This is a genomic window from Bradyrhizobium denitrificans, assembly GCF_013179005.1.
Classification (GTDB): domain Bacteria; phylum Pseudomonadota; class Alphaproteobacteria; order Rhizobiales; family Xanthobacteraceae; genus Bradyrhizobium; species Bradyrhizobium denitrificans.
Map to the genome: position 1 here is coordinate 129,795 of NZ_JABFDP010000023.1, position 13,706 is coordinate 143,500.

Sequence of the window (13,706 nt, forward strand, 5' to 3'; positions counted from 1 at the left end):
CGAGCTTTGCACATCTCCTGTCCAGACGCTATTGTCGCATTCGGGCGCTGGGTAATCTCGCAGGACGACGCCGCAGGGCGGGGAGCAGACCTGGCTCGGTATCGCGATCCGGGGACTTCAATGAGCTTTGCACGTACGTCAATTCGGTTACTGGCCATGGCGGTCGTCGCGGTATGCGCTGTTCACACCGGAGCGGCGCAGACACTCGACCAGGCGCTGGCTCACGCCTACCGCAACAACGAGACGCTCAATGCAGAACGCGCCAATCTGCGGGCGACGGACGAAGAGGTGCCGCAAGCGCTCTCCGGTTACCGCCCGCGCATCGAAGCGACTGCGGACGGCGGTCCTCGCTACCTCAACGAAAAGGGAGCTGATGGCGCGCAGCAAAGCTCGACCACCACGCCGCGCAGCGTCGGGGTGACGGCGACCCAGTCCATCTTCAACGGATTCCAGACAGCAAACCGGGTGCGTGCCGCTGAGAACCAGGTGCTTGCCGGCCGCGAGGCGCTCCGCGTCATGGAGCAGACCGTGCTGGTGGATGCCGCGACCGCCTATATGGATGTACTGCGCGAGGCCGCGATCCTTGAACTGCAGAAACGTAATCTCGACCTGTTAGGTGAGCAACTGAACCTGGTCCGTAACCGGCAAGCGAGCGGCGACTTGACCACTGCCGATGTGGCGCAAGTCGAAGCTCGCCTTGCCGCGGCGCGGACGGCGGTGCTCGCGGCACAGGCGACCTACAACTCGTCTCGCGCCACATTCACCCGCGTGATCGGCAGCGAAGCCGGCAAATTGACGTCCGGCCAACCCGTGGATCGCTTTGCTCCTGCCACGTTAGAGGCCGCCATCGCACTTGCGCGTACCCAGCACCCAGCCGTTCTTGCGGCCATGTACGGCGTCGATATCGCGCTTCTGCAGACCAAAATTGCCGAAGGGGCGCTGTACCCGATGGTGACGCTGGAAGGCAGCGTAAAACGCCGCTGGGACGTGATGCCCGACCAGAATCTGATGTTTCCGGCGACGGGCACCGATGCGTCGATCATCAGCCGGGTGGTCATTCCCCTGTATCAGGGGGGCAGCGAGTACGCCAAGATACGCCAATCGAAGGAAGTGACCGGTCAGAAACGACTGTCGCTTGAAGCGGTGCGCAAGCTCGCACGGGCCACCGTCGTGCAGGCGTGGAGCGCGGTGGCTGCAACGAGGGCGCAGGTGGATTCGGCGCAAGCTCAGGTGAAGGCGGCCGAGTTCGCACTCGAATCCGTCCGGCGCGAGTTCGGCGCCGGCCAGCGCAGCACGCTCGAGCTGCTCACGGTTCAGCAGGAGCTGCTGAATGCGCGGATCGCCCTGGTTATGACTCAGCGGGAGCGGGTGACGTCCTCCTACGCGCTGCTCGCGGCCGTTGGCCGGCTCGCTCCTGGCGTTCTCGGATTGCCGACAGAATCCTATGATCCGTCCGTGCACTATCATCAGGTCAGGGATTCCTGGTTCGGGGTGCGCACGCCCGATGGCCGCTGATGCCGTTTCCGACCGCACGTCGCTACGGACCCATGGGAGAATCTATTTGTTCCGGAGCCAACTCGGCGCGCTCGGGTGATACCGGCTCGGCGGAGCTCCCGATTTCTGCGGAAAACCAGCTGATCCCGGTGTTAGGCTATGCCAACCGCTTTGCCAACCACGCGGCGATGATCATCCCGGTGAGTGCAAGCGCGCTTGCGATGGCGAACATGGCGTTGGACAAGCCATGTGACAGCAACAGGCCGGCGGCGGCCGACCCCACGGCCTGACCAAGGCTGGTGACAGCAATCCATCGGCCCAAATCCTCGCCCTGGTGCTCGCCCGCGATCAGAGAGGTCCAATAGGTGATGATCGGGGCAGCTACACCCGCAGTCATCGCAATCGCGCCGACGCCAAGCGCGAGTGCTGGCGTAGTTGTCGCGGCCGAAGCGAGAGCAAGAGCTAGGCCAAGCATGCCTAGTGCGGGCGCGATCAACCAGCGCGTCGCCTTCGGCGGCACAAGCGGCGAGAACACGAGTATTTGGGCGAGCAGCATCACAGCGCTGCACTCGGCGAGCATCAATCCGATGGTCAACCCGGAGGCGCTTGAGCCAAGATTGCCGCGCAAGGCCAGGTGAACGTCAAACGCAGCGACTGAGCCCGCAACAATCGCGGCCAGCACAAGCAGGCTTTGGGAAGTCCGCGGTTCATCGGTACCGCGGAGCACGATTGTATTGGCAGGGGAACTGGGTGCGCTCTTCGTGACGGGAACAGTCCGTGCGATCACGCAAGCGCTAACCAGCGCGAGCACGATTGGCCATAACAGCGGAGCCCCTGCTCCGAGTTGAGCTTGCTTCGAGCTCAGGATGGACAAGGTGCCTCCGAGCAGCGGACCAACCATAAAGCCGATCATGGTCGCCGCTCCGATCCAGGCGAACCGCCGCGCACGCCACCCATCGTCGGGCGACCAGTCGCCAACGGTCGCGAGCGCCACGGGTGTAATTGCCGCTGCCGAAACCCCGGCCAGCGCTCGCGCCATGTAAAGAAGCAACAAGTCGCTGGCAAGTTCGAACAGCATCAGGCTGGTCGAAAATCCTGCAAGACCCAGGACGAGCACCGGACGACGGCCCCAGCCATCCGAGATCCTTCCAAGGTAGGGAGCGGAAACGAAAATGGCAGCCGTATAGGCCGCCGTCATGAAACCTGTATGCCGGGATATCGTCGCGGGATCGTCGAAGCCGGACACGGCCGCAATCCGCGACGGCAGGTTGGGCAGAATGATGCTGAACGCCAGGGCGGTCGCAAAGGCGGCGAGTACCAATGCCCCCCTGGTTATGAGCGGCAACCCGCGGTTGGGAATACTGTCTGACATCTTGCGGTCTCGTTCAACTGGGAGACCTTAAACAGCTGCACAATCGATAAACAAGTCTGCGCGTGCTGGTTGGATGCAGTGACGCCTTGACCTACTATAGAAGTGATCATCCCTTGAGCATCCATGATTATCTAGCGGGCATTCGTCTGTTGACGTAATTCGCTCGGAAGATGACGCGGTTTCTGGTACGACGCGCAATGACGCCCCGTCGTCTCCGTGCGGTGCTCGCCGCTTCAGCTGACAAATTCGGAGGGGGCGCGGAATTCTCGCGAATTTGGCGGTGAACCACAGGGGTAAGCCAACCGGAAGCTCAAGTGCTGCTGTGCAGTGAAAGACCGCACGTACCCTCAACGAAGATGCTCAGGGCCAGAAGCCCTCGAGCCGCCTCCGCCAAAAGGGCCGGCTCACGGGACCAATATCCTCCCGAACTGATCAGCCATTTAGATCGTTCGAACGCGACCTTCCGGGGGATGACGCGAACGGCAGGCGGCTCACTCAGCCGCGCTCCGCAATGGGTCCACACGAAGTGAAAGCTGCACCGGGGTCGGATTCTGTAAGATGTCCAGCACGGGGCAATGACGGTCAACGATTTCTTTCAGGCGCGCCAACTCGCCTTCGGGAGCCGGACTGTCCAAAACCACCTCGGCTTCAATGATTTGATAACCTGGCCGAACGTCCCCTTCGACGTCGAACAAGCCGCGCAAGTCAATCGTGCCTGAAAGCCGAACCGACACGCCATTGAGGGGAATGCCGAGCGCATCGGCATAGAGGCGGTAGGTGATTTCCTGACAAGAGCCCAGAGCCGCCAAGATGTACTCCACTGGATTGGGCGCTGTGTCCTGCCCGCCGAGGCCCGCCGGCTCGTCGACCTGGACGCTGAACTGGCGAATCGCGACGGCGCTGTCAACGCCGTCCCCGAGACGGGATTGCGCTCGGAACGCCGCTAACGCCTGGGCAGGGTCAGCGCTCAGTGCAGCCTGCGTACCCGAGAACACATCCTTGAACTTGAATGCCATTAATTCCCCGACCGATTGTGACAGTGTGAGAGGCAATAGTTATATGGATCAAACTGCTTATCAATCGGTCCGAGCTGAAAAGAATGAGCGTCATCTTGAACCGAGAACTCACGGCGATTTCGTTTTAGTGATGCGGGCCGGGAAAGATAAAGTCGCCTCCTTCGAAGAAGCCAAGAGTTCGAATACTCCCACCAATCCGACGCGATCAATCAGGATGGCGATCCCATTCTTCCAGGATTGAGGCAGATCAACACGCGTCACGGCTACCATGGCAACCTCATGGACCTTGCTGGGGACCGGAAAACGTGGCGAAGCTGCGACGGGAGATTGACGTGGCATACCTGGAGACCGAGGTGATAGCGGCGCACCGTCACATTCGCCGCCGCACGGTGGCATATGTGGTTCTCGGCGCTTTGCTCGCCAGTTATCTATCCTACCCGTATGTGACCCTGTATCGGCTTGATCGGGCACTGGAAGCCAGCGATACCCGCGTTGTTGCAGAACTGATCGACTGGCCGAGCGTTCGGACGCAGCTGAAAGCGGACGTTACGACGTCGCTCGCAACGCAGGCCTATGGCGCAAGCGGGCCGGAAGCGATCGGCGCCGCTTTCGCGCTGGCCTTAAGTCCATATGTGTTCGATCCCGTAGCCGACCGCGTTATCTCGCCGTCCGGACTCATCGCCTGGCATTCGGACGCACGAAGATCGGGCCGATCGAGCACGCTGTGGGAGGCAACGAGCTACGCGTTCTTCCGGACGCCGACGCGCTTCTTAGTGACACTGAGGATGAACGAGCCGCAATATCCGAATATCGAATTCGAGATGCGATTGAAGGGTTTGAGGTGGCAGGTCGACCACCTGGTCTGGCCGCGCGCGCGCGGTATCGCCGGTCCCGGGTCCGGCGGGTCTGGACCGACCACAGAATGATCAAACGTCGCAGGCACTTACGAACGCGCTGGTCTTGCGGCAGGCAGCCCCGCGCAGCCTGGAGGCGTATTATATTTTCCGGATCGCAGCATTGCGTCTAGCGACGACCGATATTTACCGATCTCAAGGCGTTCGGTTAACAACGCTGATACTGTTGCGAGGCTGACGCGGCTCACAGACGCGAGCCGAGGCCTTCTATAGGGACGCCCCACCTGAGACGTCACCCAGGTCGGTTTTGACGCGGGTAGGCCAGTGAGGAATTTCGGACATCTAGCGACCGATCATCTGTCGGAAGTCCTGTAAGACGAACCAACACGCTGATCGGTATCACAGCCGAAGGAGGGGCGCTCGTACGCAAACAACCGACACTCTGTCGGTGATTCTGTGATGAGTCCGAAATCTGGAAAGCCTCCCGTTCGGGACTGCAGGCACAATCTTGTTGTCTTGGAATCTTGACCTGCATCAAGCGGTTGCAAGCTTGGGAAGATATAAGATTGTCTGCGATCGCGTGGGGAAATTATAAGATCGGATTCACGCCAGCAGCTTTTGATGATCGCCGGCCGGCTGGAGCGCACGCATGAGAACGAGCTTCCAGGCGGCAGTGACTGCGAATGTGCAGGTCGCGAGCGACAAGTTACGCAATGTCGCGCTGGATCGCGCGCGCACGTTCCTGATGCTGATGGTGCTTCTGCACCACTCAGTGATTGCCTACACCTATTTCGGTCATACTGACGCTAAGTCGTGGATCGGCTTTGATATGGTCGTGCTCGCCACCGACAGCTTCTTCATGGCGACCTTCTTTTTCCTGTCAGGCCTGTTCGTATGGCCGAGCCTCGCGCACAATACGCTGCAAGTCTTCCTGCGTGACCGGTTAATTCGGCTTGGCTTGCCGTTTGTGATCGGCGTGCTCACCATCATTCCGGTTGCGTATTTCGCGATCGAACTGCGCCGGCGCCCAGACGCGAGCTTTCTTATGTTCTGGTGGAAGACAATCACGGTTGGGCCTTGGCCAAGTGGACCGATCTGGTTCATCTGGGTGCTGCTCGTTTTTGACGTGGCAGCCTGCCTGGCGTTTCATCTCTCCCCCAAACTGCTCGATCCTATCAATCGGCTGGCGGTGCGCGGCTATAAGCGACCGACCGAATTCTTCATTCTGGTGCTTGCTGTTACGGCGGTCGCCTACATTCCGATGCGGATCTATTTTGGAGCGGGACGTTGGTTCGAAATCGGCCCGCTCTCGCTGCAGGCCAGCCGCGTTTTACTATATCCTACCTACTTTCTCATCGGGGCGGGTGTCGGCGCCGCGAATCTCGATCGCGGTCTGCTAAGTGCCGATGGGCGGCTCGCCAAAAGCGGCTGGGGCTGGATCGTCGCAGCGCTCGCCTCTTATTGTCTGTTGTGGGTGCTCATCTACGTCAAGCGTGAGACCCTCGGAAATCCGGTATGGCTGCCGGATTGGTATGAGGCAAGCTACGGCCTGTTCTTCGTGACGTTCAGTGCGGCCATTCTATTTGCAATCTTCGGCTACTTTCTTAGCTTCAAACGCACGGGCTTTAGCGTGCTAGATTGGATGCAGGCACATTCCTATAGCATGTTTCTAGTGCACTACCCGATCGTGCTCTGGATCCAATACTGGCTGTTCGACTTCGATGTCCCGGCGATCGCCAAGGCCCTGATCGCATTCGTGTTCACAGTTCTGTTGAGCTGGGGTGTAGCGGTGGCCTTGCGAACAATCCCGGGAGCGAAGCGGGTGCTTTAGTTTTACCTTGAGGAGCGGGAGACAACGGCGTTCAGGCTGATGAGCACGGAAGCGGTTTCGGCTTTGCATATAGGCGTACAAAGCACCGTCGCTCCCTAGGACGACCTGAGCGGCTTCTGAGGTCGCTTCTATAGCGGAAGGCCGTAATTGCTTGACGAGAACAGCCCGTTCCTTGGCTTGGCCTTCCCCGTGCCGAAAGGTCGAGGCTTACAACTCGATCGACAGTCCTAACTTTGCCTTCTCGAGTCGCCGTTCGAGCAATGTCAGCTGGGTGACAAGTTTGTTGAGCTCGCCCCCTTCAAACTCCGTGAATACGGAATGAACAAACGTCGCAGCCACTGATTAACCTTGCAGCAGCCCTGCGAAGCTTGCGGGGCTGGAGATGAAGGCATTCACAACTGATGGCAGCGGAGACGAGGGGCTCATAAGTCGAGCGCCACTCGTAGCCGGGCCTTCTCGAGCCGCCGTCTCACCGATGTCAGGCGGGTGATAAATTCATTGAGCTCGTCGCTCTCAAAGCCCGCGAAAATGATATCGGCGGCGGCTTGCTGCTGCTCGCTGTCGCGGCCCAGCTGCTTGAGCGCCTTGTCCGATAATGAAAGCCGAACGACCCGCCGGTCCAACGGGCAAGGCTTGCGCCCCACCAGCCCGGTCTTTTCAAGCAGCTTGGACTGGGTTGTGACAAAGGACCCTTCAACATGCAGCATCCTTGCAACAGCATTGACCGGAACGCCGTCCTCGGTGTCCAGATCGGAAATGGCCATTAGGATCGTCCATTGCGACCCGCTGATCCCGAGCGCTCGGGCCCAAATCTGCCGAAGCTCCTCCAGATGCGCGTTGATCGCTGTGATTGCCCAGGTCAGGCGATTGACCGTCTCGCTCTGGTGCTTCCAGTCTGTCCTCTTGGTCGCGGGCACCGTTCTTTTCCGTCACACTGTAATGTTCTAGCGGCAGCACGGCGTCAGTGCATGCCGCCACCGGCTGCTTCTTTGCGATCCTTGAACGAATTCGTCTTGTGGCATTGGTAGCATTGATTGACCTGCGTGCTTCCGTGCCCACCCATCGAACCAGCCGCAAAGTGTTCGGTAAAATGGCTCGGCGGGGCCTGATGGCATTGCGCACAGATCTTTGACGCGGGAGAGGGATGCAGAAACGAAGCGACCCGCCAAGTCTCGGTGTCATGGCAGCTTGCGCAATTGCGCCCGAACAGCTCCTGATGCGGGTCCTGGTTGCTGTGGCAGCTGAAGCAATTAAGAGCACTTCTCTCCGCCCCAGGTGACACCGAGACGCCGAGAAAATCCGCCATGTCCTTGACCATCTGCCGGGCCGCTCCCGCATGACCCGCCGCTCCGCTCGTAAGGTGCGAGCCGATTCGCACAAGGCTCGCGTGATCCATTCGAGTCGGTCGGCCGGCCGCTTGATGTTCGCTATGGCAGCCGCGGCAATCCTGGACCGTGGCGTGGAAGGCAGTCGGCTGCTTGGCCAGATCCGCGGCGGCGTTGGCGTGGCATTTGATGCAGGTCTGAGCTTCAACCCCGCGCGCAGGCGTATGACACGCTTCGCACTTGCCCTTCAAGAACGCATGCCCCTCGGAGAGGGGACCGGGCTGGAAGGTTTCTTGCCATCCCGGAATCGATGCCGATCCGGTGCGATAGAGCATCGCAATGGCCGTGCCGCCGGCAAGCAGGCCTGCGACGATCAGCAGTAAGTAAAAGGCATTGAGCGGCTTCACGACAGCCACCGCAGCCCGTAGTAGATCTCACCTGCGATATGCAGGGCGAGCAAGGTGTACATGAGGATTGCGGCCACCACATGCGCCACGATCCAGCGCATGGACGCCTTCTTCAAGATCGCGCGCGAGCCGATGGCGTATTCGAGATCGGCGATACCTTCAACAACCTGCAGCATCGAGACGTTCTGCAGGGCCGGCGCGCTGATATTGGCGGCAGCGGCCTCCTCAAGGACCTGGCGCTCGGCAAGGGCTTCGGCTGCCTGATTATAGGTCGCGCGAAGTGTGCCGAGGTGCGACTCCGCCTCCTTCAGTTCGAGAGACGTCTGGGGCAGATAATATCGGCCAACGAATCCAGTTGCGACGACGATCAGCATGACGACAAGAAGTGCGACGCCGAGCTGGCTCTGATATTTGTGGCCGGTGTGCAGGATCGCTAGAAACGCGCCAAAGACGCCGGCATACACGTGAAATGTGAGCAAGGCGCGCAGTGACACGACCCGTGTCACCCATCGCTTGAGCCAACCCGCATATTTGACAAGCGGATAGACCAGAAGGGAAACCATCAAGGTGGCTGCGGCCACTCCGAGGACGAAGCCCATCAAGCTTCCGGCGAAGCGCGGCGCGGTATGAAACAAGAAGGCCGGCACCAGGAAGAGGATGACAGAGAGTACAGCCTCGGCAATCTGCCGTTCGGTCTGATTCATGTCAGGCCTCGACAACCAGATTGCCGACGGATTTGGCTTGGCAGGCGAGAATGATGTTCTGGGATTTGTCCTCGGGTGTCAGGGCGTCATCGACCTCCATCGTCACCTGGCCTTCGAGGAGCTTCGTCTTGCAGGTCCCGCAAACCCCGACGCGGCAGGCATAATCGATCGGGACGCCTAGGGATTCGGCGACCTCGAGCACTGTCTTGTCGGGCGGCAGAGCTGCGATCTTGTTGGCCTTGGCAAACCGAATGGTTGCCGTTGCCGGTCCGATGGCAGGCGCGGCAGGCGGCGCGCCCGCCGCCGCAGGACCGGCCCGCTCGGCCGTAACCACCTGCGTCACACCGGGTGGGGGCACGGCGCCGCGCGCCGGTCCGAACGCCTCGGTCTTCACCTGGTCGGACGGCACCCCGACCGTTGCGAGGAGCTTCTTCATGGCCTCCATCATGCCGGGCGGGCCGCAGAGGTGGACGCGCCGCTTTTGGATATCTGGAACCGATTGGCTGAGGAGCTCCTTGGTCACGTGACCCTGCGGTCCCATCCAGGAGGTGCCCTCTGCACGCGCCATGGTCGCGATCACGTGCAGGTTCGGCATGCGGCGTTGCAGATACTCGAGCTCGTCGCGAAAGATGAAGTGTTCGGTGGTCTGGGCGCCATAGACCAGAAAGATGTCGCCCCGCCAGGCGGTATCGAACAGATAGCGTATGGCAGCCATCAAAGGGGTGATTCCAACGCCGCCACCGATCAGGACGACGCTGTCAGCTTCCTGGCCTCTGAAGGTAAAGGCGCCAAAGGGCGCAGCAACTTCGATCAGATCGCCTTGCTTGACCTTGTCATGCATGTAGTCGGAGAAGATGCCTGGCTCCTCCCGCTTGATGGTCGTTTCCACATAGGCAGTCTGTGCGGCCGAGGACGCAATTGTATAGGAGCGCCGCACGAGCTTGCCATCGATCTCGGCGGAATAGGTGAGAAACTGCCCCGGCAGGAAGGTAAAGGGAATGGGGCCGCCATCGGGACTCTTGAGCCGAAAGGTTTTGACGTCGTTCGTTTCGCGAAAAATGCCGGCGACCTGTAGTTTGCCTTTCCATGGGCCCGTTGCGGTGGCAGGACTTGCTACGGCTGCCGCCGAGCTTGGCGGGGCAGCTTCGCCCGCCCGGGTCGATGGAGGCGTACCCGGAGATGCGGCAGGAGGTGGCGTGGCGGGCGGCGGCGCACTTGGCGGCGCCGGAGTAGCCACTCTGCCGGATGCCGTGGCGAGAGCGGGCGCGCTCGTCAATCTTTGCACCAACGCGTTGGCACGGCGCAGACGCAGGACATACACGAGGATCATGGCCACGGTGAACGTCGCCAGCACCGCCATTGTGACGACATGAAACCACGACAGTCCAAGCCCCGCATCGCTCGAAGCTGTCAGGGCGGGAAGGTTCAATTGCGTCCTGAACCAGTCCAGCGCGATCTGGTGTGGGGGCTTTCCTTCTGAAAGCGCCCGAAGCGTGGTTGCCGCGCTCTTCGCCTGGTTGAGCGCATCCCGAAGCCGCGAGGTGGCCTCCTCCGCGCCAATGGAATCAGCCCTCGCATTCGCCTGGCGAAGCGCCGCTTCGGCGCTGGCGATCTCTTCGGTGGCGGTATTGAGCGCCGCGCGCGCTTGCGACTCGATGCGCTGGCGCTGCTCGGCTGACAGGCTCGGCATGTCCATTAGCGACGGATAAAACTCCTTGCGCGGACGGCCCCCCATCATTCCGCCCATCTCGCCCATGCCGCCTGACGATGCGCCCCCCATTTCTCCCATGCCCCTGCTCGGCGGGCCCATTCCAGGCATGGCAGGGACAGGCGGCGATCCCATGCTGTTTGGCGCGGCAGGAGTCGTCGGTGCAGACGCATTTGGATGATGTGACTCGTGCCCTCCTTCCATCTGCGCATCGGCGCGGCATGCGGGCAGGCTCATGAAGATGGCTGCCACGATCAGGGCCACCCATGGAGAGCAACGTTGAGATACAAACGGCACGAAAGAGCCTCCCGAATTCCTGTTATCAGAGAGTATCACCTGGCAGAAAACAATCCCGAGAGCTTGTTATCCTGGTGAGGTTCTTGTCACCTTTCCTGAAAAGGAGAACCGGTAACCGCCTGGCAGGAGGTCGAAACTTGCTTGCAAATCGCCGATCTGCGTAACCGTCGCAAGCACGTACTAAGCTCAAGCCTCCCGCTGCAGATTCCCGATCATTGCACATCACGAATTCCCTTGAGATTCAAGTCGGCCGCCAAGCTCGGCCGTTGCGAGCGGCGCCAAACTGTAGAGCGCCGGCATCAAGAGCCGGTGGACCAGGTCGCCCGTGATCCCAAGAATGACGAGCGTGCATGAGGGAGTGGGCTTCGCCGCGTTCTCTTCTGTTTTCAGCCTATCGATCATTTGCAGTTATCGCCGAAATTTATTCAGCTACCTTTCGGCTCTTGGTGTCCGCCAAACCCATTGCGCATGGCTGACAGCATCTTGTTGGCGAAGCTGCGCTGCGCGCGCGAGGCAAAGCGCGCATAGAGAGCGGCCGACAGCACCGGAGCGGGAACCGCCTCTTCGATCGCCGCATTGACGGTCCAACGGCCCTCTCCGGAATCCATGACATAGCCCTCGAAAGCCTCAAGCTGTGGATCTGCGGCAAGCGCCATGGCGGTGAGATCAAGAAGCCACGAGGCGATCACGCTGCCGCGTCGCCAAACCTCGGCAATGTCGGCCAGGTCGAGCTCGAAGCGCAGTTCGGCCGGCAATTCCTGCGAATTGGCATGTTTGAGGATCTCAAAACCCTCGGCATAGGCCTGCATCAAACCGTATTCGATGCCATTGTGGACCATCTTGACGAAATGTCCGGCCCCGCATGGCCCGGCATGCAGATAGCCGCGCTCCACCCGTTCGTCGCGCCGCTCGCGGCCGGGGGTGCACGGGATGTTTCGACAACCGGTGGCAAGTACGGAAAAGATCGGATCGAGGCGCTCCACGATCTCGTTGTCTCCGCCAATCATCATGCAGTAGCCGCGCTGACTGCCCCAGATGCCACCGCTGGTGCCGACATCGATGTATTTCAGTCCTTTCGCCGCAAGCTGGCGCGCCCGGCGGATGTCGTCCTTGTAAAACGAATTGCCGCCATCGATGATGACGTCGCCCGGCTCGAGCAAGCCGGAAAGCTCGCGGATGGTTGTTTCCGTGATCTCTCCCGCCGGAAGCATGACCCAGATATAGCGCGGTCGCTCCATCCTCGCGATCAGGTCTTTGAGGCTTGCCGCCGCGGACGCGCCTTCGTCAGCCAAATGCCGGACCCGTTCAGGGTTGCGGTCGTAGACGACGCAGCCGTGCCCGGTGCGCAACAGTCGCCGCACGATGTTGCCGCCCGTCCGACCGAGGCCGATCATTCCAAGCTGCATCATGTGCTCCACTCAGTTTCAGCTGGGAAGTGCAGCAGTCTGCCGCCGGCCCAGCAGCGCGAGCTTGGCCGTGAGGGCGTCCGTTAACTTGTTGGCGGCTTCGACAAACTGCCTGACGCCATCTTCAACGAGGTGCGCGGTCACCTCGTCGAGCGCGATGCCTTCGTGATTGAGCTCTTCCAAGAAGCCCTCCGCCTCTTTCGATCGCTCTTCCAGTGATTGCCGGACCCGACCGTGGTCGCGGAAGGCATCCAGCGTTGCCGGCGGCATGGTGTTGACGGTATTTGGCCCAATCAGCTCCTCGACGTAGAGCACGTCGGAATAGGCCTTGTTCTTGGTGCCGGTGGAGGCCCACAGCAGGCGCTGCGCCCGCGCACCCCTGGCAGCCAGTCTGTTCCAGCGCGGTATTGCGAACAAACGCTTGTAACTCTGATAGGCGAGCTTGGCGTTGGCGATGGCGATTCTGCCTTTGAGCCGCTCGAGCCTTTTGGTTCTGCCGGCATCTTTGGTTCGGGTGATCTTTTCGTCGATCAGTGCGTCGACCATGCTGTCGATCCGGCTGACAAAGAAGCTCGCGACACTTCCGATCCGGCTGACGTCGCCGCCGGCATCCGCCCGACGTTCCAGGCCCTCCAGATACGCATTCGCGACGTCTTCGTATACGCGTTGCGAAAACAACAGCGTCGCATTGACGTTGATGCCTTCGGCAACGAGCTGGCGGATCGCCGTAGTGCCTGCTGCGGTTGCCGGCACCTTTATCATGAGGTTCTCGCGGGCGACCTCGAGCCACAGCCGTCGCGCCTCTTCGAGGGTCGCCTCGGCCCTGTTGGCGAGGTTGGGCGAGACTTCGAGGCTCACATAGCCGTCCGCACCGTCCGTGGCCTCATAGACCTTCTGCAGCACGTCGGCGGCCTGCCGGATGTCCTCGATCGCAAGCTTTTCATACACGGAATGCGCAGATACGTCCCCATTGCCAGAGACGGCACACAGCGCGTCATCATAGTCGCTGGACTGAGCGATGGCCTTTTCGAAAATGGCGGGGTTGGAGGTTACCCCGCGCACCCCATCCTCCTGCACAAGCCGCGCGAGCCCGCCGCGGTCCAGGAAATTGCGGGCCACGAAATCGACCCAAACGGATTGACCGTTTTCCTGCAGAAGTTTCAGGGAATTGGCCATGCCCGGCTCCTACAGCTGCAATGCGACGTGGTCACAATGAAGCGGATTGGGTCCCCCCTGATTGACCTGCATCAAACTTGATAAGCCGGATGTCCGACAAACTGCTGCAAAGCTGA

General features: G+C 60.7%; 12 protein-coding genes and 1 pseudogene. 3 read left to right on the plus strand and 10 right to left on the minus strand.

Annotated elements, in window-relative coordinates; translation table 11 throughout:
* The first annotated feature begins 120 nt into the window (after positions 1–120).
* The gene (locus HL671_RS25430; protein WP_172239779.1) at positions 121–1,515 is read left to right on the plus strand and encodes a TolC family outer membrane protein; all 1,395 of its coding nucleotides are present in this window, start codon (positions 121–123) and stop codon (positions 1,513–1,515) included.
* Positions 1,516–1,651: 136 nt separating this feature from the next.
* On the opposite strand, the gene HL671_RS25435 is transcribed toward HL671_RS25430, so the two are convergent.
* The 3 genes from HL671_RS25435 to HL671_RS25445 form a co-directional block, all read right to left on the minus strand.
* Complete coding sequence (locus HL671_RS25435; protein WP_172239782.1) at positions 1,652–2,866, minus strand: MFS transporter; 1,215 nt, start codon at positions 2,864–2,866, stop codon at positions 1,652–1,654.
* Positions 2,867–3,357: 491 nt separating this feature from the next.
* Positions 3,358–3,882 (minus strand): OsmC family protein, encoded by a 525-nt coding sequence (locus HL671_RS25440; protein WP_172239785.1) that lies wholly within the window; start codon positions 3,880–3,882, stop codon positions 3,358–3,360.
* A 108-nt stretch (positions 3,883–3,990) separates the two neighbouring features.
* Positions 3,991–4,152: a hypothetical protein gene (locus HL671_RS25445; protein ID WP_172239788.1), complete on the minus strand. Its 162-nt coding sequence runs from the start codon at positions 4,150–4,152 to the stop codon at positions 3,991–3,993.
* A gap of 62 nt (positions 4,153–4,214) precedes the next feature.
* On the opposite strand from HL671_RS25445, the gene HL671_RS25450 reads away from it, so the two are divergent.
* Together HL671_RS25450 and HL671_RS25455 are read left to right on the plus strand one after the other, a co-directional pair.
* Complete coding sequence (locus HL671_RS25450; protein WP_172239791.1) at positions 4,215–4,808, plus strand: DUF2939 domain-containing protein; 594 nt, start codon at positions 4,215–4,217, stop codon at positions 4,806–4,808.
* A gap of 577 nt (positions 4,809–5,385) precedes the next feature.
* Positions 5,386–6,567: an acyltransferase family protein gene (locus HL671_RS25455; protein ID WP_172239793.1), complete on the plus strand. Its 1,182-nt coding sequence runs from the start codon at positions 5,386–5,388 to the stop codon at positions 6,565–6,567.
* A gap of 422 nt (positions 6,568–6,989) precedes the next feature.
* Here the strand turns inward: HL671_RS25455 and HL671_RS25460 are convergent, their stop codons facing one another.
* From HL671_RS25460 to tal, 7 genes and pseudogenes are all read right to left on the minus strand, one after another.
* On the minus strand, positions 6,990–7,484 hold the full coding sequence (locus HL671_RS25460) for a MarR family winged helix-turn-helix transcriptional regulator (RefSeq protein ID WP_172239795.1): 495 nt from the start codon (positions 7,482–7,484) through the stop codon (positions 6,990–6,992).
* Positions 7,485–7,528: 44 nt separating this feature from the next.
* A complete protein-coding gene (locus HL671_RS25465; RefSeq protein WP_172239798.1) occupies positions 7,529–8,299 on the minus strand; it encodes a cytochrome c3 family protein in 771 nt (256 codons plus the stop codon).
* Positions 8,296–9,003 (minus strand): iron reductase, encoded by a 708-nt coding sequence (locus tag HL671_RS25470; protein WP_172239800.1) that lies wholly within the window; start codon positions 9,001–9,003, stop codon positions 8,296–8,298. The genes HL671_RS25465 and HL671_RS25470 overlap by 4 nt, the downstream gene beginning before the upstream one ends.
* A 1-nt stretch (position 9,004) precedes the next feature.
* Positions 9,005–10,759: a 2Fe-2S iron-sulfur cluster-binding protein gene (locus HL671_RS25475; RefSeq protein WP_246705942.1), complete on the minus strand. Its 1,755-nt coding sequence runs from the start codon at positions 10,757–10,759 to the stop codon at positions 9,005–9,007.
* 471 nt (positions 10,760–11,230) lie between these two features.
* Positions 11,231–11,410, minus strand: coding sequence for a hypothetical protein (locus tag HL671_RS25480; RefSeq protein ID WP_172239526.1), 180 nt, complete (start codon positions 11,408–11,410; stop codon positions 11,231–11,233).
* A 23-nt stretch (positions 11,411–11,433) separates the two neighbouring features.
* Positions 11,434–12,414, minus strand: a complete 981-nt coding sequence (gene gnd, locus HL671_RS25485; RefSeq protein WP_172239902.1) for a phosphogluconate dehydrogenase (NAD(+)-dependent, decarboxylating) — start codon at positions 12,412–12,414, stop codon at positions 11,434–11,436.
* A gap of 42 nt (positions 12,415–12,456) precedes the next feature.
* Positions 12,457–13,590 (minus strand): annotated as a pseudogene (gene tal / locus HL671_RS25490) (transaldolase); the annotation flags it as partial.
* Between the last annotated feature and the right edge of the window lie 116 nt (positions 13,591–13,706).

Excerpts from the sequence above, each read along its gene's own strand:
- HL671_RS25430 (WP_172239779.1), top strand. The coding sequence starts at position 121 with ATGAGCTTTGCACGTACGTCAATTCGGTTACTGGCCATGGCGGTCGTC.
- HL671_RS25435 (WP_172239782.1), bottom strand. The coding sequence starts at position 2,866 with ATGTCAGACAGTATTCCCAACCGCGGGTTGCCGCTCATAACCAGGGGG.
- HL671_RS25445 (WP_172239788.1), bottom strand. The coding sequence starts at position 4,152 with ATGGTAGCCGTGACGCGTGTTGATCTGCCTCAATCCTGGAAGAATGGG.
- HL671_RS25470 (WP_172239800.1), bottom strand. The coding sequence starts at position 9,003 with ATGAATCAGACCGAACGGCAGATTGCCGAGGCTGTACTCTCTGTCATC.
- HL671_RS25475 (WP_246705942.1), bottom strand. The coding sequence starts at position 10,759 with ATGGGCGAGATGGGCGGAATGATGGGGGGCCGTCCGCGCAAGGAGTTT.
- HL671_RS25480 (WP_172239526.1), bottom strand. The coding sequence starts at position 11,410 with ATGATCGATAGGCTGAAAACAGAAGAGAACGCGGCGAAGCCCACTCCC.
- HL671_RS25440 (WP_172239785.1), bottom strand. The coding sequence starts at position 3,882 with ATGGCATTCAAGTTCAAGGATGTGTTCTCGGGTACGCAGGCTGCACTG.
- gnd (WP_172239902.1), bottom strand. The coding sequence starts at position 12,414 with ATGCAGCTTGGAATGATCGGCCTCGGTCGGACGGGCGGCAACATCGTG.
- HL671_RS25455 (WP_172239793.1), top strand. The coding sequence starts at position 5,386 with ATGAGAACGAGCTTCCAGGCGGCAGTGACTGCGAATGTGCAGGTCGCG.